Here is a 20,886-nt window from a genome sequence, read left to right as displayed (position 1 = left end):
CCTTCCGGTTAACGCAACCAAATCAAGCGATAAATTCACATCGCCGCGAAACAGATTGACGCTGTCTTCGAATATGTTTTTTTCATTGCTTTCGAATTGGCTTGGCCGTACTGGCGGGATCTGACCGTTGGTTTTGTCACTCATTTTTAAATACCCTCATCGATAAAGCGCAGGGAAACAAAATGGCTTTCAATCGCCAGGGGCGATTGAAAGCCAGGCGATGCGCCTCTGCGCCCAAACGGCGGGCCAGCGGCCGCTCAACGTCTCAGGATTCGCATTCGGCGATCACCAGCACTCTTACCGTACCTGAGGTTTTATTGTTGGATTTGTCCTCCATAAAGCAGGTGGCGGACACCGTGACACTGCTGCCGCTGAGGCCGGCGATCGCGCTGGAGACGTCGATTGTTTTCAGGTGGTGGTCGGTGTTGCCGTAAGAAACGTTAAACCCCTGAACGGCGACGGAAGCATTAATCACCCGTGAACCAAAATCCAAACTTTGAGTGGAGCCGGAACTGACGCTAATAACTTTAAATTGTGTCGTCGACATATATAACCTCGAATTTTTAGACAGCTGTGGGTAGCGCCGCTAAAAATAGCGGCGATGAAAAATAGAAGGTGAAGAAAAGTCTTATCAGAGATAAACAGCATAGTTAAAACTAGGGGAGGTAATTGATTCTGTCAATGCAAGTATAAATAAAATTAAACCATTTCAAAATCATGATGATAAATAAAATAACTTTTTTATCAATGATATTAAGCGTGTTAATTATAATCTTATTCAGTCGTTATTGAACTAAGGGTATTTCTGTGACAGGTGATGTTACATTAATTAGAGAGCGTTGTTTTTATTGTGTTAAGTGAATGGCACTCATGCTTCTGCAATGCCGTGCAATTAATTCAATAAAAAAAATTTCTCTGCTATATTTTAAAGCTAACCGTTTAGCGGAAAAAGAGAATGTGAATTGTCGCCCTGGGTGACAGTAACGACCGTGATCAAGACCGTTTTTATAATCCGGCTGGAGGAATACAGCATGAAAGCTGCCGTAGTGACGAAAAACCATACCGTAGACATTCAGGATAAAGTGCTGCGCCCGCTGAAGCACGGCGAGGCGGCGTTAAAAATGGAGTGTTGCGGGGTGTGCCACACCGACTTGCACGTGAAAAACGGCGATTTCGGCGAGGTGCCGGGCATTACGTTGGGACATGAGGGTATCGGCGTGGTCTCCGCCGTCGGTGAGGGCGTTACCTCGTTAAAAGTGGGTGACCGCGCTAGCGTCGCCTGGTTTTACCAGGGTTGCGGCCATTGCGAATATTGCGTCAGCGGCAACGAAACCCTGTGCCGCTCGGTGAAAAATGCCGGCTACAGCGTTGACGGCGGCATGGCGGAAGAGTGCATCGTGGTGGCGGACTACGCGGTGAAAGTGCCGGACGGGCTCGATTCTTTCGCCGCCAGCAGTATCACCTGCGCCGGGGTCACCACCTACAAGGCGGTGAAAATTTCCGATATCAAGCCGGGGCAGTGGATCGCCATCTATGGCCTGGGCGGGCTGGGCAACCTGGCGTTGCAGTACGCCAAAAACGTGTTTAACGCCAAAGTGATTGCCATCGACGTCAACGACGGCCAGTTGGAGTTCGCCAAACAGATTGGCGCCGATCTGACCATCAACTCCAAAACGCAAAATGCGGAGGAGATCATTCAGCAGCAAACCGGCGGCGCTCACGCGGCGGTGGTGACGGCGGTGGCGAAAGCCGCCTTCAACTCGGCGGTCAATGCGGTGCGCGCCGGCGGTAAAGTGGTGGCCGTGGGGCTGCCGCCGGAGAGCATGGATCTGAGCATTCCGCGCCTGGTGCTGGACGGCATTCAGGTGGTGGGGTCGCTGGTCGGCACACGCGAAGATCTGAAAGAGGCGTTCCAGTTCGCTGCCGAAGGCAAAGTGACGCCGAAAGTGACCAAACGGCCATTGGGCGATATCAACGCCATCTTCGACGAGATGAAGGCGGGCACCATTCGCGGTCGCATGGTGATCGATCTCGGCATGGCGAAATAAGCATCGCTAAAAAAGGCCACCCGCGGGTGGCCTTCTTGTCGCTATGCCCGGCTCAGAACAGGCCCAGCGGTTTGGCGTCGTAGCTGACCAGCAGATTTTTCACCTGTTGATAGTGCGACAACGCCGCCTTGTGGGTTTCGCGCCCGATACCGGAGTTCTTGTAGCCGCCGAACGCGGCGTGCGCCGGGTACAGGTGGTAGCAGTTGGTCCACACGCGCCCGGCCTTGATCGCGCGTCCCATGCGGTAGGCGCGGTTGATGTCGCGGGTCCAGAGCCCGGCGCCCAGTCCGAACTCGGTGTCGTTGGCCAACGCTAGAGCTTCGGCCTCATCCTTGAAGGTGGTGACGCCAATCACCGGCCCGAAGATTTCCTCACGGAAGAAACGCATACTGTTGTTGCCGGTAATCAGCGTCGGCTGCAGGTAGAAACCGTTTTGCACTTCGTCGCCGCGCTGAGCGGGTTCGCCGCCCGCAACGATTTTGCCCCCCTCGTTTTTAGCGATGTCGATGTACGACAGGATCTTGTCATACTGCTGTTTTGACGCCTGGGCACCGATCATGGTCTCGGTGTCGAAGGGATCGCCCTGGCGGATGGTGGCGATGCGTGCCAGCACTTTCTCCATAAACTGCGGGTAGATGGATTCCTGGATCAACGCGCGTGAAGGGCAGGTGCACACCTCCCCCTGATTGAAGAAGCCCAGCACCAGCCCCTCAACCGCCTTGTCGATAAACGCCGGCTCCGCCTGCATGATGTCTTCAAAATAAATGTTCGGCGATTTGCCGCCCAGCTCGACGGTGCTGGGGATGATGTTCTCCGCCGCACAGGCGAGGATGTGGCGGCCGACCGGCGTGGAGCCGGTGAAGGCGATTTTTTCGATGCGTTTGCTGCGCGCCAGCGCTTCGCCGGCCTCGGCGCCGAAGCCTTGCACCACGTTGAGCACCCCCGGCGGCAGCAGATCGCCGATCTCTTCCATCAGCACGCTGATGCCGAGCGGCGTCTGTTCCGCCGGTTTCAGCACCACGCAGTTACCGCCCGCCAGCGCCGGCGCCAGTTTCCAGGCGGCCATCAGCAGCGGGAAGTTCCACGGTATGATCTGACCGACTACGCCCAGCGGTTCATAGATATGGTAGGCCACGGTATTTTGGTCGATCTCCGCCGCAGTGCCTTCCTGCGCGCGCAGGCAGCCGGCGAAGTAGCGGAAATGGTCGACCGCCAGCGGCAAATCGGCATTCAGGGTTTCGCGGATCGGTTTGCCGTTGTCCCAGGTTTCGGTCAGCGCCAGCATCTCCAGCCGCGACTCGATGCGATCGGCGATCGCCAGCAGCACGTTGGCGCGTTCTTGCACGCTGGTTTTGCCCCAGGCGTCCGCCGCCGCATGCGCCGCGTCGAGCGCCAGTTCGATGTCTTTGGCGTCGGAACGTGGGAATTCGGCGATCGGCTGGCCGGTCACCGGCGAGGTGTTGGTGAAGTAGTTGCCGGATACCGGTTCGACGAATTTACCGCCAATGTAGTTGCCATAGCGTTTGCGGAACGAAACCAGCGAGCCAGGCAAACCGGGGTGGACATATTTCATGTGAAGCACCTCTCTGCAGATGATAACCGGCGCTATTGGGCTGCGCCTGTGAGTGCGGCATGTCGCCGCAGCACGGAGAAGCACGGCCCGTGCCAGATTGATGAATGGCGAAGATGATCGTTAAAAGATCTTATTTATTAACGCGTTAAAAATTGATATGACGTGACGAATCATGCGGTACCGCCGCTGGCGATGGGTTTTTGTGTTCCGTGTCGCAACGCCTGATACACATCTGTGATACATATTTGCAACACTCGTAAACGGGGGGAGAAACGCATGTTGCCTGATGACCGCTTGCCCACCGAGGGCGCCAGTTTGTTGACCCGCCCGCTGGCGGAATCCTGGCAGCGCAGCCGGGGCTACGGCCTGACGCGCGCCGATCAACATATCCCTTTTATCAAAGCCGGATTACTCGAAGAGCTACGCAGCCGCAATGACTGGGTGCCGCAACGGGTACAGCCGCTGATCGAGCAGCTGGGCGCGCAAATTACGCGCCAGCCCGCCATCGTGGTGATCGCCGACGCCGACGGACTGGTGCTGGAAACCCGCGGCAATACCGACTTTCTGCACAAGGCGTCGCGCTTTGCGCTGGCGCCGGGCAACCAGTGGGGCGAAGCGGATCGGGGTACCAATGCCATCGGCACCGCGCTGGCACTCGGCGCGTTCTGCGAGGTCCGCGGCGACCAGCATTTCCTCAACCAAAATGCCGGTTTGAACTGCACTGCCGCACCGATCTATCGGCCGGATGGCCGCATTGCCGGCATACTGGATCTCTCCGCCCCCGCGCAGCGCCCGTACCGTGATGCACAGCGCCTGATCATGCAGGCGGTGCGGCATATCGAACACCGCTGGGTCAGAAGCGCGATCGCCGACCGTCACTGGACGCTGCGCCTGCACGCCAACGCCGGGAGCCTGGGCAGCGCGCAGGAGCTGCTGCTGGTGTTTCACGACGAAGTGCTGGTCGCCGCCAATCGGCTGGCGATGCTGGAGTTCCGGCTTTCACCGGCCGCATTAGGCTCGGTTGAGTTTGCCCAGCTGTTTCCCGACCTGCTGCGACAGCCCTCCGGCGCACCGCACCAGACGCTGGCCGGCAATCAACGGCATTATTATTCGCTGCTCGAGGCGCCGCAGCGCCGCGTTAGCGCCCTGCGTTCGGTTCCGCCGCCGGCGGAACGGCATGACGAACAGCATCAGAAGGCGCTACGCATTCTCAACGCCGGCCTTTCGCTGTGCGTGACCGGCGAAACCGGCTGCGGTAAAGAGCATTTCAGCCGACGCTTGTTTCAACAGAGCCGCTGGCGCAACGGCAACTTCGTGGCGATCAACTGCGCGGCTCTGCCTGAGCCGCTGATCGAATCCGAACTGTTCGGCTATGCGCCGGGGGCGTTTACCGGCGCCAACCCGAAAGGGTATATCGGCAAGATCCGCGAGGCGGACGGCGGCGTGCTGTTCCTCGATGAAATCGGCGACATGCCGGCGGGCCTGCAAACGCGCCTGCTGCGGGTGTTACAGGAAAAAACGGTCACGCCGCTCGGTAGCCGCAGCGCTTATCCGGTCGATTTCGCGCTGGTCTGCGCCACGCACCACGATCTGCATCGGCAGGTAGAGGCCGGGGCGTTTCGTGAGGATTTGCTGTACCGCATACAGGAATACAGCCTGTGCATCCCGCCGCTCAGAGAGCGGGCGCAGCTGGAGACCTTCATTTTGCAGTTGTGGCGAGAGCTGGGCGGCGATCGGCGTGACATTCGCCTGTTGCCGGAGGCGCTGGCGATGCTGGTGCGCTATCCATGGCCCGGCAACGTGCGGCAGCTGTTGAGTACGCTCAAGGTGCTGCTGGCATTGGCGGACGATCATGCGGTGCTCACCCTGGACGATCTGCCTCAGTCCATCGCGGTGCTGGCGCCGCGCCAGGAGAACGCCGATACCGGCCAGGCGGATCTGCAGACGGCGATCGACAGGGCGGGCGGCAATCTCAGCCGGGCGGCGAAGGCGCTGGGCGTTTCGCGCAGCACGCTGTACCGCAAGTTGGGGAGGCAGAAAGCGGTGGCGGAATGAAACGTCATGATTGCTCATCAATAACCGGCCCCTCGATGCGGGGCCGGTTCATGCTCTAGTCCCCCAGCCCCGGCGGGTTAATCTCCGAATGGGCAATCTTCTCGTCGCTTTCCGCCCAGCGATCCAGCACCTGCAGATAGCTGCCGTTGGCGATGGCGCTGTTGAGCGAAGCCTGCACCGCGTCCACCAGACCGTTGCCTTTCTTCAGTGTGACGGCGATGTTGGCGGTCTTCGGCCAGCCGCCGGGCACAATGCCCACCAGCCGGGTTTTGCCGGTCAGCCGCGCCTGATAAGCGCCGGAGACGTTGGGCCCGAAGGTGGCGTCGGCGCGGCCAGACTGAATGGCCAACGTGGAGGCGGCCTTATCGGTGACGTACACCGGCTGCAGCGGCGCTAATCCCTTGGCGCGGTTCTCCTTGTCCCAGGCCAGCAGCACCGCTTCCTGATTGGTGCCGGAATCGACGATGATTTTTTTACCGGCGATATCCGGCGCCGTTTTGATCTGGGTGATTTTACTGTCGGACTTGACGTAGAAGCCCAGCGTATCCTGCCGATAGGTGGCGAAATCGAATTTGGTCTTGCGTTCGTTGGTCACGGTGATGTTGTAAACCGCGGCGTCATATTTGCCGGAGGCCACCCCCAGCGGCCAGTCTTCCCACGACGTGGGCACCAGTTTGAGTTTCAACCCCAAGCCGTCGGCCACCAGGCGTGCGATGTCCGCCTCGCTGCCGATCACCGTTTTATTGTCTCGGGCGTACAGGCCGAACGGCGGGCCGCTGCCCAGCAGGGAAATGGCCACCGTCAGCGTGCCGGGTTCCACGAACCGGAAGCCGGCGGGGATTTTGGCCACGGCTTCGGCGCTCTTCACCGTGTGGATCGGCGTTTCGTTAGCGACGAGATCCACGCCCGGTGCGGCGGCGGCGGAAAAACTCAGCAGCGCCGCAATCACTATCATCTTTTTGCTATATATCATTATGTTAATTACCTTCATTATTATGGGTGTCACACGGTCGTTGCACTATCTCTAAAGGCTGCAGATCTGTGAACGAACAAAATCAACTAACCAATCTTGGAAAAATCATGAGGCGCCTCTGGCGGCGCTGAATCGATCGAGGATGAAGCATGTCGTCGCGTTTCGCTACGTTGGGCCGCATACCGCGCGGCGTGTGGGTATTGGGTGGCGTGAGCCTGCTGATGGACGTTTCCTCGGAAATGATCCATAGCCTGCTGCCGCTGTTTATGGCGACGACGCTCGGTGCCAGCGTGATCGTCATCGGGCTGATCGAAGGGCTCGCGGAGGCGACGGCATTGATCGTCAAGGTGTTCTCCGGCGTGCTCAGCGATTACCTCGGTAAACGCAAAGGGCTGGCGCTGCTGGGCTACGGGCTGGGCGCCATCAGCAAGCCATTTTTCGCTATCGCATCGTCGTCCGGCATGGTGATGAGCGCGCGCCTGCTGGATCGCGTGGGCAAAGGCATCCGCGGGGCGCCGCGCGATGCCCTGGTGGCCGACGTTACGCCGCCGGAAATTCGCGGCGCGGCCTTCGGGCTGCGGCAGTCGCTGGATACCGTCGGCGCCTTTTTAGGGCCGCTGCTGGCCGTCGGCCTGATGCTGCTGTGGCACAACGATTTTCGCGCCATCTTTTGGGTGGCGACGGTCCCGGCGGCGCTGGCGATTGCGCTGCTGTTTTTCGGCCTGAAAGAGCCGACCGCCGCGATAACCCACAAGCGCACCAACCCGATCACCCGCGCCAACCTGCGGCTGCTGGGGCGCAGCTATTGGTGGGTGGTGAGCATCGGCGCGATCTTTACGCTGGCGCGCTTCAGCGAAGCGTTCCTGGTGTTGAAGGCGCAGCAGGGCGGCACGCCGCTGGCGCTGATCCCACTGGTGATGGTCGCCATGAATCTGGTCTACGCCTGCTCGGCCTATCCGTTCGGAAAACTGTCTGACCGCATGAGCCATGAAGGATTGCTGAAAGCCGGGTTGCTGGTGCTGGTCGCCGCCGACCTGGTATTGGCGCTGAGCGATCATTGGGGCGGGGTGCTGTTTGGCGTAGCGCTGTGGGGGGTGCACATGGGCATGACCCAGGGGCTATTGGCGGCGATGGTGGCGCATACAGCGCCGGCTCATCTGCGCGGCACCGCGTTTGGCATGTTCAATCTGATCAGCGGCGTGGCGCTGCTGCTGGCGAGTCTTGGGGCTGGAACCTTGTGGGAGCTGTTCGGTTCCGCCTCCACCTTCTACGCCGGGGCACTCATCTGCGTAGTGACGCTTATCGGTATGCAGCTGGCGCCGTTTGGCGCACGGCAGGGGGCTTAACGGCCCTCGACAGATTGCGGCACCGCTTGCAGCAGCTCGGGCACCCGCTGGGATTCCACCGCCCGGCTGAACAGAAAACCCTGGCCAATATGGAAACCGGCTTCGCACAGCGTTTGCCGCTGCTGCTCGGTTTCCACGCCCTCGGCGATGATATCGATCGACAGCTTCTGACCGAGGATACCGATGCTTTCTACGATCGCCAGGATCGCCGGTTCGGTGTTCATGCGTTGAACGAAATCGCAGTCCAGCTTAATGCAGTCCAGCGGGTAATCCATGATATGGCTGAATGAGGAATGGCCGGTGCCGAAGTCGTCCAGTGCGATGCGGATGCCCATCTCTTTGAGCATTTGCAGCGCGCGCAGCACGTACTTGGAGCCATGTTTGTTGAACGCGTGCTCGGTCACTTCCAGTTCGATCAGGTGGTGGGGAATATGGAATTTCAGCAGGCGCTGCAGGAAGGTTTCGGCGTAGTTGTCGCGTAAAAATTCGATCGGCGACACGTTCAGCGAGATAGGGCGTACCGCCACGCCGGCCGCGCGCCAGCGGGCGATATCGGCGAAGACCTTCAGCTGCATGGCTTCGCTGATCTTGGTCGCCAGCTCGTAGTCGTTGAAGGCTTCGCTGACCGTCGCCGGCAGCTGTATGCCTTTTTGCGGGCAATGCCAGCGCAGCAACGCTTCGAAGCCGACGATGCTGCCGTCGGAGAGGCTGACCTTCGGCTGGTAGCTGGGACGGATGCAGTTGTCGCGCACGATCTGGCGCGCGTAGTTGAGCTGGCTGGCGCGCGCGCGGGCCTTGTCCATCATCTTGCGATCGAACATATAGACGCCGCCGCGGCCGCCGTCTTTCAGCTCATACAGCGCGGTATCGGCGCATTTCATCAGTTCCGAAGCGTCGCGGGCATCTTTGGGGTAGATGGCGCCGCCGATGCTCATGCCGCAATGCAGCGTCTTGCCACCGTGGGTGATCGGCGTCTCCAGCTGCAGCAGAAACTTGTTGGCGATGCGGAAAATATCCTGCTCGTTTTCAACGTCGCTGATTACCACCGCGAATTCGTCCCCCCCGAGGCGGGAAACGAACGAATGCGTATTCATGCAGGCGCTGAGCCTTTTACCCAGAACCCGCAGCAGATGGTCGCCCGCCGCGTGGCCCAGCGTGTCGTTCACCAGCTTGAAGTGGTCAAGATCCAGCAGCATCAGCCCGAGGGACTTGTTGCCATGCAGGGCGCGCTTCATCTCTTGCTTCAGCTTTTTCTTGAATAAGCGCCGGTTGGGCAGGCCGGTCAATTCGTCATATTCGCTGGCGAGCAACAGACGCTGTTCCATCACGCGTTGCGACGTCACGTCGCGCGAGACGCACAAGATCTCGGCCACGGCGCCGTGTTCATCGCTGACGGGCGAGAGAATGTTGTCCCAATGCTGTTTTTTTCCTTGCGGCGTCACGCTTAATCCCGCGAAGCGCGCATTTTTACCGGCTCTGACGCTGTGCAGCGCCTTGCTGCCACGGCGGCGGACTTCGGGCGACAACAGCCCCAGCCAGGGCATGCCAAACTCTTTTTGCGCCGGATCCAGGCCGAGCGCCAGGCTGCCGGAGCGGTTCATGTGCCGCAGCGTGCCGTCGCGATTGATCACTTTGATGCAGTCGACGCTGGCGTCCAGCATGTCTTGCTGGATAGAGAGCGCCTGAACGTTTTGCTGACGTTGCAGCATTTGCGGGTGGATGTCGGTAGCGGTGAGGTACCAGCTGGGCTCCAGTGCCATGCCGTCCTGACGGGCGTTAAACGCCAGCATAAACCAACGGTAGGCGCCGCTGCGATCGCGCAGGCGTGCCTCGCCGGCGAATGAGGAGAGGGCAACGATCGCCTGGCGCCATTGTGTGGCTAGCCGATCGCGATCGTCGGGGTGCAGGGTATCGAGCCAATCAGCGGCGCCGTGTTCACCGGCGATTGCGCCGGTATAGTCGCGCCACTGTTTATTGAAGTAGCCGCCAAGGCGGTTGCCGAAGCAAATCAGACCGGGCAAGTCGTCTACGATTTCGCTATAGAGATCAATCGGATTTTTGTTATTGGTCTGCTTGGGCAACAGGGTCATGCGGCATTTCCTCGGAAAATTACCCATATTCTCGCTCTCTAGCAGAGCCTCTTTCAATATAGTCTTGCCAATGAAATTGGGAATAGCCAGCGGGCGCGGCTAAAAATCAGCCCGCTAGCATGGAATACATCCAGCGTGAACGCATTAGGAATACTCCTGTTATTTATAAGCCCCCCTTATATTGCAACGAAAAATAAGTGATCGGACCACGGTGGGTTTTTGCCATAAAAATTAATCAATCTGATGTTTCTATTTGATGAAATGTTCAGGTGTTTTTATGCTCTTCCACCGGCTGCTCTGCCGGCGCTATGCGTCTTCACTGACGAAAATCTCACTTATGGCGGCAATAACCGCCATTTTATGCACTCTTCAGCGGTTGTCGCAGCACCGTCGCCCGGCGTTTAGAGAAAAGTTATGATGCAAATCAAGAAATGTTTTGTTTCATCTGTTGACACTTTGCTTACGTATAAGATAGCCTCGCGAATGATAATCATTAGCAAAACTGGATGGTGAGGCGAAATGCACCCACAGCCTGATCCTTACGCCCGCACCCGATGGTCGGGGCATTTCGGCGCAACGGCGCCGGCAAGCGTACATTCGCCTCCTCTCCAAACGTCTGCGCCATAGGCGCCCGGCGCGATGGCATCTCTTTGTCTGTCTGCGCCCATTTGCATCTCTCAGCCTGTCTGTTCGCGCGGCCCGCGTCGGGCCCGCATGTGTTATCCGTCGTTTCACGATCATAGGAGGTTTCAGCGCGGTTAAAACGTAAGTTTTCTTCTGGGTATAAATAAACATGGAGCGTAAAATGATACTTAATAAAAGATTGAAGTTAGCGTATTGCGTTTTTCTGGGTTGTTATGGCTTATCCATTCATTCTTCTCTTGCCGCTTATCAGGATCCCGGTCGATTGGGCGTACCTGACAGTTGGAAAACCGCGGAGTTTAATCGCCAATGGGGGCTTAAGGCTATTTCCGCCGAATTCGCCTATGTCAGAGGCTATACCGGAAAAGGTATAACCATCGGCATTATCGATAACGCCATTCTTTCCCATTCTGAATTCGCCGGTAAACTGACGCGCCTGGATAACGGCAGTTATAACTTCTCGTATGATAAACAAGATAATATGTCTTTCGGCGATCACGGCACGCACGTAGCCGGTATCGCGGCGGCTAAAAGAGATGGCGCAGGTATGCACGGCGTTGCTTTCGACGCGGATATTATCGGCACCAAATTGAATGATTACGGTAATCGCAACGGCCGTGAAGAGCTGATTCAGAGCGCAGCCCGCGTCATCAATAACAGCTGGGGGATCGCGCCAGATATACGGCGAGACGCCAAAGGCGATATCATCTGGTTGCCGAACGGCAGGCCGGACTACGTGGCATTTGTAAAAAGCGAAGTGATCGCCGAGATGATGCGCAGCAAATCCAGCGTGGAATGGGGCAGCGAACAACCGGTGCCCACCGGCGGGCACAGCGCCATGTCGACGCTGCTGCGGGCGGCCAGGCATGGCAAGCTGATCGTCTTCTCGGCAGGAAATTACAACAACTACAATATCCCGGAAGCGCAAAAGTCACTGCCTTACGCTTTCCCGGACGTACTGAATAATTACCTGATTGTGACCAACCTGAGTGACGAAAATCAGTTAAGCGTTTCCTCGACCAGCTGCGGACAAACGGCCAGCTACTGCGTTTCCGCGCCGGGTTCTGATATTTACAGCACCGTTGGCCGGCTGGAATCCAATACCGGTGGCGCTGTGAATCGCGAAGCTTATAATAAGGGCGAGCTGTCGGTTAATCCCGGCTACGGCAATAAATCCGGCACCTCAATGGCGGCGCCGCACGTTACCGGCGTTGCCGCCGTATTGATGCAACGTTTCCCTTATATGAGCGCCGATCAAATATCCGCGGTAATTAAAACCACCGCCACCGATTTGGGTGTTGCCGGTATTGATAATCTGTTCGGCTGGGGACGTGTCAATTTACGCGATGCGATTAACGGTCCGAAAATGTTTATTACCCAAGAGGATATCCCGCAGGAATATTATGTACCGGGCTCCTACAGTGAAAAACAGTTCGTGGTGAATATCCCCGGCCTGGGAAATATCGTCGAACCCGGTACCTCTGTTGAGCGGCGCTGCACGTCGAGCGAATGCGACTTCGATTCGTGGAGTAACGACATCAGCGGGCACGGCGGCTTGACCAAAACGGGCGCCGGTACGCTGGCGTTGTTGGGTAATAACACCTATCGCGGTGATACCTGGGTGAAACAGGGCGTGTTGGCGATCAACGGTTCGGTGGCCTCCAACGTCTATATCGAAAATAGCGGCACGTTGTCCGGTGAGGGTACCGTAGGCGCCTTCAGAGCGGTTCGGGGCGGCAGCGTCGCGCCGGGTAACGGCATCGGCACGCTGCATGTGTTGCACGACGCCATTTTTGATCGCGGTTCGCAGTATAACGTGGAAGTGGCGGACAATGGCCGCAGCGATAAGATCGCCGCGCGGCGCGCTTTCCTCAACGGCGGCAGTGTGAATGTCAGCCTGGAGCGCAGCCAAAACCTGCTTTCGCAGAATGAGGCGCAGAGTCTGCTGGGCAACAAGTACACCATCCTGACCACGACGGACGGCGTCAACGGCCGGTTCGAAAACGCCAACCCATCGTATCCGTTTGTTAAAGTCGCGCTGGATTATCAGGGCAATGACGTCGGCCTTGGCATCACGCGCACCGACGCCAGCTTTGACAGCCTGGCCAGCACTGAGAACGAGAAAGCGGTAGCTCGTGCGGTGGAGACGCTCAACGCGACGGAACCAGTCACGGAAACGGTGAAGCGCAGCGTGGCGGCCCCTACCGCTGAGGCGCTAAGCGCACTGCAAGGTGATGAAGGCAAAGCGCAAGCCGCTACCGAAGATGCGGGCGTCGTAACCGGCCATCCGGTGTATGAAAGCTTCCTCGGCTTCACGTCGGCCAGAGAGCTGCAACAGGCGACCCGTCAACTGTCCGGCCAGATCCACGCGGATATGGCTTCCGCCCAGATTAACGAAAGCCGTTACCTGCGCGATGCCGCCACCGAGCGCTTGCGCCAGGCGGAAGGCCGCCGTATCGCTTCCGATATCAAGGCGGATGATAATGGGGCCTGGGCGAAACTGCTGGGCAACTGGGGGCATGCTTCCGGCAACGACAACGCCACCGGCTACCAGACCTCTACCTATGGCGTACTGTTAGGTCTGGACAGCGAACTGTTTGACGACGGCCGGCTTGGGGTGATGACCGGGTATACCCGCACTTCGCTGGATGGCGGTTATCAGTCAGATGCCCACAGCGACAACTACCATCTGGGGCTGTACGGCGACAAACGCTTCGGCGCGTTGGCCCTGCGAGCAGGCGGCACCTATACCTGGCATCGCATCGACACCTCGCGCTCGGTGAACTACGGCGCGCAGTCGGATCGCGAGAAGGCCAAGTATAACGCGCGTACCGGTCAGCTGTTCATCGAAAGCGGCTACGATTGGTCGAGCGATGCGGTCAACCTTGAGCCGTTCGCCAACCTGGCGTATACCCATTACCGTAACGAGGAGATCAACGAGCAAGGCGGGGCAGCGGCACTGCGCGGCGACAAACAAAGTCAGTCCGCCACCGCCTCGACGCTGGGTCTCCGCGCCGACACCGAGTGGCAAACCGACAGTGTGGCGATCGCGCTGCGCGGCGAGCTGGGTTGGCAGCATCAATACGGCAAGCTGGAGCGCAAAACGCAGCTGATGTTCAAACGCACTGATGCGGCGTTCGACGTAAACAGCGTGCCGGTTTCCCGCGATGGCGCGATTCTGAAAGCGGGCGTCGATGTGTCGATTAACAAAAACGCCGTCCTGTCCCTTGGCTACGGCGGGCAGCTGTCGTCCAACCACCAGGATAACAGCGTCAACGCCGGTCTGACCTGGCGCTTCTGATCGCGGTTAGCGTGCTTCGCTTTATTCAGCCCTCATCGTGACGATGGGGGTTTTTTTCGCGGCCAGCCGGCCTTCTTTGGCATGAGGTGATACTTTCTCCGCGTCCTATTCCCCCCGGCCGGTGTTCCCCGTCGGGTTAATCAATCAGAGGAAAGCAAACGCTGCTGCCAGTGCAACAGTTGGGTCAGCGTGACTGGCGCAGCGGCAGCCATGGCCGCGCGATCTTCCAAGGCAATTTCTCGGGCGCGCTGCAACGATTCGGTGCTGAGGCGCTGCAAGTTTTGTTGCGTCGCCTGTTGTATTTGCGCCAGTTCACCCGCGCTAACGTGCGGCAACTCATGACGCATCTGCAATAAGAATTCGTCGGTTAACTGCCTCAGCTGTTCAACGGTGAACGTCGGGGATTGCAGCGCGAACAGCAGGCCTTCGGCATCGGCGCAGCGGTGGAAGGCGCATTGCACCACGTAACCCACGTTGCGTTCCACGCGCAGCCGCTGAAAATAGCGCGGCGCGTAAAGCTGGGCCAGCACCCGCAGCGCCCAACGGCCTTCGGCTTCATCGTTTTGCAGCGGGTAAAACTGCAGTAAGGCACTTTCGGCGCCGCTTTCCGTCAGCGTGATGGGGCAATGATGTTGATGTGTCGGCAGCGGCGGCTCCGCGGCCACGAAATAGGGGAAGTCGTACAGCAGGTGCGACAGCTGCCGTTTTAACTCGTCATCGCCGCCGATCAAGGTGGCATGCCATTGTGCTGCTTCGGTTGGCGCACTGAGCGCCGCCGGCAATTGAGCTAACAGGCGGCGAATGGCGATATCGCTTTGTTCTTTCAGCTGCGTATGGCGCAGGTTTCTCGCCGCTTCGCTGAGAACGGTCGGCGGCAACACCGCCAGCGCTCGGTTCACCTCACTCAGCCCGTGGCAGATCAGCGCGTGGCTGCCCGCCAGTTGCAGCAGCCACACGCCCTGATGGCGCTCGAAGCTCAAATGTCCCTCCCGATGCGTCAGTTCTGCCGCCCCGGTGCGCAGCGCCGCCTGTAAGCCGTAGGCCTGTCCATCGCTGAAGCGGCTCGACGGCGCCGGCCGCAGCAGCAGCACAGGCTGCGCTTCGCCGGGGAGCAGATGCCGCAGCGGCGCCAGGCCGGAAGGCAATCTCGGGCTCGGCAGCGCCGCCGAGGTGGCGAAAAAGCGGAATAGTTCCGCGGCAGACGTCAGCGCGGCGCCGGCGAAGGGGCCAAGCGCCAGAGGCAGCCCTTGAATTTCACGGGTTTCGCCGTGGCCATCAGACCGCACGGCCAGGCGACGGCGCGGCGCGCTAATCAGCGCCGCAATATGCCGCGGCCAATCGTCGTTCGACTCCACCGGCGGTAGCCCAAGCGCTCTGGCCCGCAGCTGATCGAGCGGCGCCAAACGGTGGAAATCGCGATTTGCCAGCCGCTCGTAATGCGCAAGCTGAGCCGGTGTCAGCACCAGCAGCGCCTGTAGCCACGCCAGCAGAGCGCTTTCGATGTGGGCAGCTTCAGCGGCTGAACCGTGATTAACGGTAAAGATAAAACTCAGCAGGGCGTTGTTCTCACTGCAGCGCGAATAGTCCAGCCGAACGGCGTCACACCACGCCTGAGCGCGCAGCCGCGCCAGCAGCCCGCCGGGGGCTTCGTCCAACAGCAGGCGCTCCAGCCGCCGCAGCCAACCGCGTGAATGGGAACGCGACAGGGCAAACACCAGCCTCAGCTGTGGCGTGCCGGGAAGAGACAGGGTGTAATCTTTCGCAGCGGTCAGCGGCGGTGAGGCTTCGTGCGGTATGGCGCTGCCCGATGGCAAGCGGCTGCCGTAGCGCTGTGCCAGCGCATGCAGCTGCGCCAGCGATTGCGGGCCTTGCAGCCACAGCGTCATGTTTGGCGCGCGAAAATAGCACTGGTGAAACTGCCGCAGCGCCTGCTGCAACGCGGAAATGTCGTTGCCGAAAGCGGCGCGGCTGCCGATATGAAAGCGATGCATTGCACCAAGGCCGCCGAACATCTGCCGCTGCGCCGCTTCGCAGCGGGTTTCTACCTCGGCGCGCAGCAGGCGGTATTCGGCGTCGATGACCTCGATCTCCTGCTCAATCGCCTCGGTCGCCAGCTGTGGGGCGGCGAGCATATCGCTTAGCCGCGTCAACCCCTGCGCCAAATGTTCGGTGCCCACCTCGAAGAAAAACGCGGTTTGCGTAGCCTGGGTGGTGGCGTTCAGTCGGCCAGTGACCGACGGTACCCAGCTCATCAGGCCCTCTTGCGCGCTGAAGTTCGCGCTGCCGCGAAACAACATATGCTCCAGCAGGTGCGCCAGGCCCGGCCAGGCGACGGGCGCCTGAAAACTGCCCGCCTCAATGCGCACCAGCGCGGCGGCGCAGCCGACAGCAGGGTCGCTTATCGCCTTGACGGCCAAACCGTTCTCGAGCTGCCAAGAGGCGCCGGCGAGTGCCATCGTCAACCCTTGAAGATCAGACGGGAGTTGGTCTGATTGCGAAAACGCAGCTGATCGATACCGATCTGCGAACGGTTCGCCGCTTCCCGCGCCGCCAGAATGGTGCCGTGGTGCGGCGATTTGCCGCACACCGGGTCGGCGTTGTCGGCGTTGCCGGTTAGCATGAACGCCTGACAGCGGCAGCCGCCGTAGTCTTGCTCTTTCTCCGAGCAGGAACGGCAGGGCTCCGGCATCCAGTCATAGCCGCGATAGCGGTTAAAACCGAACGAGTGGTACCAGATATGCTGCAGATCGTGCTCCAGCACCGACGGGAAGGCGATCGGTAACTGACGGGCGCTGTGACAGGGTAACGCCATGCCTTCCGGCGTCACGCTCATGAAGATGGCGCCCCAGCCGCCCATGCAGCCTTTGGGGCGCTCCTCGTAGTAGTCCGGCGTGACGAACAGCAGGTTGGCCAGCTTGCCGTCGGCGGCCATGCGTTCGCGGTAGCGTTTCACCACGGTTTCCGCATCGGCGATCTGTTCGCGGGTCGGCAGCAGGCCCTCGCGATTGAGGTGCGCCCAGCCGTAGAACTGGCAGGTCGCCAGCTCGACGTCGTCGGCGTCCAGCTGGATCGCCAGTTCGATAATGCGGTCGATCTGGCCGATATTATGGCGATGCAGCACGAAGTTGAGCACCATCGGATAGCCGAGCGCCTTGACCGCCTTGGCCATGGCCAACTTCTGCTGAAATGCTTTGGCGGAGCCCGCCAGCGCGGCGTTCAACGTTTCATCGCTGGCCTGAAAACTGATCTGAATGTGATCCAGCCCGGCGTCGGCGAAGGTCTGCAGCTTTTTCTCGGTCAGGCCGATGCCGGAGGTGATCAGGTTGGTGTAAAACCCGAGATCGCGGGCGGCGGCGATCAGCTCGGGCAGGTCTTTACGCACCAGCGGCTCACCGCCGGAGAAGCCGAGCTGCACGCTGCCCATCGCCCGCGCTTGGCGAAACACCTCGATCCACTGCGCGGTGGTCAGCTCTTTTTCCTGCGCGGCAAAGTCGAGCGGGTTGGAGCAATAGGGGCACTGCAGCGGGCAGCGGTAGGTCAGCTCCGCCAGCAGCCAGAGCGGCGGGTTCACCGCCGGCGCGCGTGCTTCAGTCACGGAAGGTCACCCATTTTTGTTCGTAGGCGCGCTGGAAAAATTCCAGCACGTCGTCCGCTAACCCTTCGGCGCCGGGGAAGCGGGCGTTCAACTGGGCGATGATGCCGTTCAGCGTAGTGTGGCCGTCGACCAGTTGCAAAATGGCGGCGGCGCTGTCGTTCAGCTTGGCCATGCCTTCCGGGTAGAGGATCACATGGCTGTTTTGCACCTGCTCCCATTGCAGGCGGTAACCGCGGCGGAAGACGGGGGTGTGTTCAGGGTTCAGCGTCATTACACCAGCCTCTGGTTGTGCCATACCCGCGCGGCGGTCACGCTGTGGTAAGGTGGGCGGTTCAGGGTGTAGGCCATGCTCATGGCGTCCAGCATGCTCCACAGAATGTCCAGCTTGAACTGCAGGATCTCCAGCATGCGCTGCTGCTTTTCAACGGTGTCGCAATAGTCCAGCGCCAGCGCCAGGCCGTGTTCCACATCGCGGTTGGCCTGGCCGAGGCGGCTGCGGAAATAGTCGTAGCCGGCGGCGTCGATCCACGGGTAGTGCTGCGGCCAGCTGTCGAGGCGCGATTGGTGGATTTGCGGCGCGAACAGTTCGGTCAGTGAGCTGCAGGCTGCTTCCTGCCAGCAGGCGCGGCGCGCGAAGTTGACGTAGGCGTCCACCGCGAAGCGCACGCCCGGCAGTACCCGCTCTTCAGAGAGCAAAGTGTCGCGCTGCAGCCCAACCGCCTCGCCGAGGCGCAGCCAGGCCTCGATGCCGCCTTCGCTGCCGCCGTAACCGTCGTGATCCAGAATGCGCTGCACCCATTTGCGGCGTGTTTCCGGCTGCGGGCAGTTGGCCATGATCGCCGCATCCTTAATCGGAATGCTGGTCTGGTAGTAGAACCGGTTGGCCACCCAGCCCTGGATCTGCTCGCGGGTCGCTTCGCCGTTGTGCATCGCGATGTGGTACGGGTGGTGGATATGGTAATAAGCGCCTTTGGCGCGCAGCGCCGCTTCAAACGCCTGTGGGTCAAGGGGGAGTGGTTGCGTCATGGCGGTTCCCTATAGTTCGATATTCATGCCGTCCCAGCTCACTTCAATGCCGGCGGCGGTCAGGCTTTGTCGCTCTACCGAGTCTTCATTGAGGATAGGGTTGGTATTGTTAATGTGGATCAGGATTTTGCGCCTGGCGGGCAAGGTGGCGAGCAGGGCCGCCAGCCCATGTTCTTCCGCCAGCGCCAGATGCCCCATGTCCTTGCCGGTATTGCGGCCCACGCCGGCGTTGGCCAGCTCGTTGTCGCGCCACAGCGTGCCGTCGATCAGCAGGCAGTCCGCGCGGCGCAGCCACGGCATTAGGGCCTCGTCCGGCTCACCCAGGCCCGGTGCGTACAGCAGCCCGACCCCGCGTGCGGTATCTTCGATAAACAGCGCCACGTTGTGGCCCGGCAGCGGACGATCGCGGTACGGCGAATAGGGCGGCGCGTTGCTGAGCAGCGGAATGGCGGTAAAGCGCACGGTCGGACAGACCGCCGTGTGGAACGGTTCGCCGGGCGTCACCGGGTGGTGAATCAACCCGCCGTTCCAATGGGAGAGCATGGGAAACACCGGGAAGCCGGTGCTGAGATCGTCATGTACTTCAGGCGTGCACCAGACCTGGTGCGGACAGCCCTCACGCAAATTGAGTAAGCCCGCGCTGTGATCGATCTGGCTGTCGGTCAGCACGATCGCGCCGATGCCGGTGCCACGCAGCACGTCGGGGTTATTCAATTCGGGCGAGGCCAACAGTTGATGGCAAATGTCCGGGGAAACGTTGCACAGCACCCAGTTTTTACCGTCGTCGCTGATAGCGATGGAAGACTGCGTGCGGCGCGTGGCGCTGATGCTGTGGTCGCGAACGCCCCGACAGTTGTCGCAGTTGCAATTCCACTGGGGAAAGCCGCCGCCCGCCGCCGAGCCGAGAACTTTTATCTGCATGTCTAAACCAGAAAGAGAGGGAAAGAAATGCCCGCGCGAAGGGCGGGCAGACGGGCGATTAACGGTTGGAAATGTACAGCGTTACTTCCAGCCCCAGACGCAGGTCAACAAACTCAGGTTTAGTCCAGGTAGTCATAGCGGTGCTCCTTAGCATGCATCGTAATATGTCGAACCCAATGAGAAACGTTCGCATTCGGCCGGCACAATGTTGGCGAAATGTGACGGAGATCGCAACCTTTAAAGCGTAACCGGGTTATTCACCCCAGGTGGCGGCGAGCACGTTCAGCCAGTTGCGCCAGGTCAGCTTCTCCAGCAGCCGGTTATCGAACCCGGCCTGCGCCAGCGCTTGCGTCAGGCGCGGCAGGCCTGCGGCGTCCTCCAACGGTTGCGGTACGTTGACCCCGTCAAAATCAGAGCCAAACCCCACGCGATCTTCACCAAGTTTAGCGATCAAATACTCAACGTGTTTAACAATTTCTGTTAAGCCGGTCGTTGCACTGTCACGTTTACCGTCCGCCCGCAGGAAGGCGGTGCCGAAATTGACGCCGACCATCCCGCCGCTCTGGGCGATGGCGTCCAGCTGCGCGTCGGTCAGGTTGCGTGGCTGCGGGCAGAGGGCATGGGCATTGGAGTGGGTAGCGACCAGCGGTGCGGTGCTCAACGCGGCGGTTTGCCAGAAGGCTTTCTCGTTCATGTGCGAGACGTCTATCATGATGCGGCGCTGATTGCAGGCACGGATCAGCGCCTCGCCGGCCGGCGTCAGGCCGGGGCCGGTATCGGGTGAGCCGGGGAACGACCCGCTGACGCCGGTACCAAAGGCGTTTGGCAGATTCCAGAATGGCCCGATGCTGCGCACGCCCAGCCGGTAGAAGGCCTCCAACTGCGTCAGTTCTGCATCGATCATGCCGGCGCCTTCGATATGCAGCACCGCGGCGATTTGCCGGTTGAGGCGGCACTGTTCTATTTCGGTGGCGGTGCGACAGATGCGCAGCTGCCCCTGAGAAGCCTGCTCCAGCTGCTGCAGGATGGCGATCTGCCGTTCGGCGATCGCCAGCGGATCGAAGGCGGCCTGCGCCTCGTCTTGCGTTTGATTACGCATCTGGGCGATATAGCTGACCGGAGGAATAAATACCGCGAACAGCCCGCCGAAAAATCCGCCGCGCCGCATGCGGGAGAAATCGAGGTGGCCCGGCGTGACGCGGGAATAAAAGGCGGCGACCGGATCGTCGTCATGCTGCAGCCACAGATTGAGCAGCAGGTCGTTATGGCCGTCGAAGACCGGCCAGAGAGGGGGAAGCGTCATGGGCGTTTCACTG

15 protein-coding genes are annotated in these 20,886 nt (G+C 60.0%); 4 read left to right on the top strand and 11 right to left on the bottom strand.

Annotated elements, in window-relative coordinates; all coding sequences use genetic code 11:
- Nucleotides 1–265: 265 nt before the first annotated feature.
- Complete coding sequence (locus RE418_RS18840) at nt 266–475, bottom strand: hypothetical protein (RefSeq protein WP_049207659.1); 210 nt, start codon at nt 473–475, stop codon at nt 266–268.
- A gap of 556 nt (nt 476–1,031) precedes the next feature.
- Between RE418_RS18840 and adhP the strand changes: the two genes are divergently transcribed.
- Nucleotides 1,032–2,048 carry an alcohol dehydrogenase AdhP gene (adhP, locus tag RE418_RS18835; RefSeq protein WP_004928541.1) on the top strand — a complete coding sequence of 339 codons (1,017 nt, stop codon included), beginning with the start codon at nt 1,032–1,034 and terminating at the stop codon, nt 2,046–2,048.
- Nucleotides 2,049–2,100: 52 nt separating this feature from the next.
- Here adhP and RE418_RS18830 read toward each other — a convergent pair whose 3' ends face one another.
- On the bottom strand, nt 2,101–3,621 hold the full coding sequence (locus tag RE418_RS18830; protein WP_025302811.1) for an aldehyde dehydrogenase family protein: 1,521 nt from the start codon (nt 3,619–3,621) through the stop codon (nt 2,101–2,103).
- Between the two features lie 276 nt (nt 3,622–3,897).
- On the opposite strand from RE418_RS18830, the gene RE418_RS18825 reads away from it, so the two are divergent.
- Nucleotides 3,898–5,676: a sigma-54-dependent Fis family transcriptional regulator gene (locus RE418_RS18825; protein WP_089180894.1), complete on the top strand. Its 1,779-nt coding sequence runs from the start codon at nt 3,898–3,900 to the stop codon at nt 5,674–5,676.
- A 55-nt stretch (nt 5,677–5,731) separates the two neighbouring features.
- Here the strand turns inward: RE418_RS18825 and RE418_RS18820 are convergent, their stop codons facing one another.
- Entirely contained in the window at nt 5,732–6,649 is a 918-nt protein-coding gene (locus tag RE418_RS18820) for an ABC transporter substrate-binding protein (protein WP_021504584.1), read from the bottom strand.
- Nucleotides 6,650–6,798: 149 nt separating this feature from the next.
- On the opposite strand from RE418_RS18820, the gene RE418_RS18815 reads away from it, so the two are divergent.
- Nucleotides 6,799–7,995 carry an MFS transporter gene (locus RE418_RS18815; RefSeq protein ID WP_043137426.1) on the top strand — a complete coding sequence of 399 codons (1,197 nt, stop codon included), beginning with the start codon at nt 6,799–6,801 and terminating at the stop codon, nt 7,993–7,995.
- On the opposite strand, the gene RE418_RS18810 is transcribed toward RE418_RS18815, so the two are convergent.
- Nucleotides 7,992–10,085, bottom strand: a complete 2,094-nt coding sequence (locus RE418_RS18810) for a bifunctional diguanylate cyclase/phosphodiesterase (RefSeq protein ID WP_043137424.1) — start codon at nt 10,083–10,085, stop codon at nt 7,992–7,994. The genes RE418_RS18815 and RE418_RS18810 overlap by 4 nt on opposite strands.
- Before the next feature lie 907 nt (nt 10,086–10,992).
- Here RE418_RS18810 and RE418_RS18805 point away from each other — a divergent pair.
- Nucleotides 10,993–14,028, top strand: a complete 3,036-nt coding sequence (locus RE418_RS18805) for an autotransporter domain-containing protein (RefSeq protein WP_089180895.1) — start codon at nt 10,993–10,995, stop codon at nt 14,026–14,028.
- A gap of 140 nt (nt 14,029–14,168) precedes the next feature.
- On the opposite strand, the gene pqqF is transcribed toward RE418_RS18805, so the two are convergent.
- From pqqF to RE418_RS18770, 7 genes are all read right to left on the bottom strand, one after another.
- Complete coding sequence (pqqF, locus tag RE418_RS18800) at nt 14,169–16,484, bottom strand: pyrroloquinoline quinone biosynthesis protein PqqF (protein WP_089180896.1); 2,316 nt, start codon at nt 16,482–16,484, stop codon at nt 14,169–14,171.
- Between the two features lie 2 nt (nt 16,485–16,486).
- Nucleotides 16,487–17,623 (bottom strand): pyrroloquinoline quinone biosynthesis protein PqqE, encoded by a 1,137-nt coding sequence (gene pqqE / locus RE418_RS18795; protein ID WP_089180897.1) that lies wholly within the window; start codon nt 17,621–17,623, stop codon nt 16,487–16,489.
- The gene (gene pqqD / locus RE418_RS18790; protein WP_016927749.1) at nt 17,616–17,894 is read right to left on the bottom strand and encodes a pyrroloquinoline quinone biosynthesis peptide chaperone PqqD; all 279 of its coding nucleotides are present in this window, start codon (nt 17,892–17,894) and stop codon (nt 17,616–17,618) included. The genes pqqE and pqqD overlap by 8 nt, the downstream gene beginning before the upstream one ends.
- Nucleotides 17,894–18,649: a pyrroloquinoline-quinone synthase PqqC gene (pqqC, locus tag RE418_RS18785; RefSeq protein ID WP_025302820.1), complete on the bottom strand. Its 756-nt coding sequence runs from the start codon at nt 18,647–18,649 to the stop codon at nt 17,894–17,896. The genes pqqD and pqqC overlap by 1 nt, the downstream gene beginning before the upstream one ends.
- 9 nt (nt 18,650–18,658) lie before the next feature.
- Nucleotides 18,659–19,570, bottom strand: coding sequence for a pyrroloquinoline quinone biosynthesis protein PqqB (pqqB, locus tag RE418_RS18780; RefSeq protein ID WP_043137388.1), 912 nt, complete (start codon nt 19,568–19,570; stop codon nt 18,659–18,661).
- A gap of 58 nt (nt 19,571–19,628) precedes the next feature.
- The gene (pqqA, locus tag RE418_RS18775; protein ID WP_004937827.1) at nt 19,629–19,706 is read right to left on the bottom strand and encodes a pyrroloquinoline quinone precursor peptide PqqA; all 78 of its coding nucleotides are present in this window, start codon (nt 19,704–19,706) and stop codon (nt 19,629–19,631) included.
- Between the two features lie 117 nt (nt 19,707–19,823).
- On the bottom strand, nt 19,824–20,873 hold the full coding sequence (locus RE418_RS18770) for a dipeptidase (RefSeq protein WP_049207640.1): 1,050 nt from the start codon (nt 20,871–20,873) through the stop codon (nt 19,824–19,826).
- Nucleotides 20,874–20,886: the final 13 nt, after the last annotated feature.

Origin of the sequence: Serratia sp. szju (assembly GCF_044594185.1) — a bacterium.
Classification (GTDB): domain Bacteria; phylum Pseudomonadota; class Gammaproteobacteria; order Enterobacterales; family Enterobacteriaceae; genus Serratia; species Serratia bockelmannii.
Note: the sequence above shows the minus strand (reverse complement) of the source record. Positions and strands in the feature narration are given on the sequence as shown.

Excerpts from the sequence above, each read along its gene's own strand:
- adhP (WP_004928541.1), top strand. The coding sequence starts at position 1,032 with ATGAAAGCTGCCGTAGTGACGAAAAACCATACCGTAGACATTCAGGAT.
- RE418_RS18830 (WP_025302811.1), bottom strand. The coding sequence starts at position 3,621 with ATGAAATATGTCCACCCCGGTTTGCCTGGCTCGCTGGTTTCGTTCCGC.
- RE418_RS18825 (WP_089180894.1), top strand. The coding sequence starts at position 3,898 with ATGTTGCCTGATGACCGCTTGCCCACCGAGGGCGCCAGTTTGTTGACC.
- RE418_RS18820 (WP_021504584.1), bottom strand. The coding sequence starts at position 6,649 with ATGATATATAGCAAAAAGATGATAGTGATTGCGGCGCTGCTGAGTTTT.
- RE418_RS18815 (WP_043137426.1), top strand. The coding sequence starts at position 6,799 with ATGTCGTCGCGTTTCGCTACGTTGGGCCGCATACCGCGCGGCGTGTGG.
- RE418_RS18810 (WP_043137424.1), bottom strand. The coding sequence starts at position 10,085 with ATGACCCTGTTGCCCAAGCAGACCAATAACAAAAATCCGATTGATCTC.
- pqqF (WP_089180896.1), bottom strand. The coding sequence starts at position 16,484 with ATGGCACTCGCCGGCGCCTCTTGGCAGCTCGAGAACGGTTTGGCCGTC.
- pqqD (WP_016927749.1), bottom strand. The coding sequence starts at position 17,894 with ATGACGCTGAACCCTGAACACACCCCCGTCTTCCGCCGCGGTTACCGC.
- pqqC (WP_025302820.1), bottom strand. The coding sequence starts at position 18,649 with ATGACGCAACCACTCCCCCTTGACCCACAGGCGTTTGAAGCGGCGCTG.
- pqqB (WP_043137388.1), bottom strand. The coding sequence starts at position 19,570 with ATGCAGATAAAAGTTCTCGGCTCGGCGGCGGGCGGCGGCTTTCCCCAG.
- pqqA (WP_004937827.1), bottom strand. The coding sequence starts at position 19,706 with ATGACTACCTGGACTAAACCTGAGTTTGTTGACCTGCGTCTGGGGCTG.
- RE418_RS18770 (WP_049207640.1), bottom strand. The coding sequence starts at position 20,873 with ATGACGCTTCCCCCTCTCTGGCCGGTCTTCGACGGCCATAACGACCTG.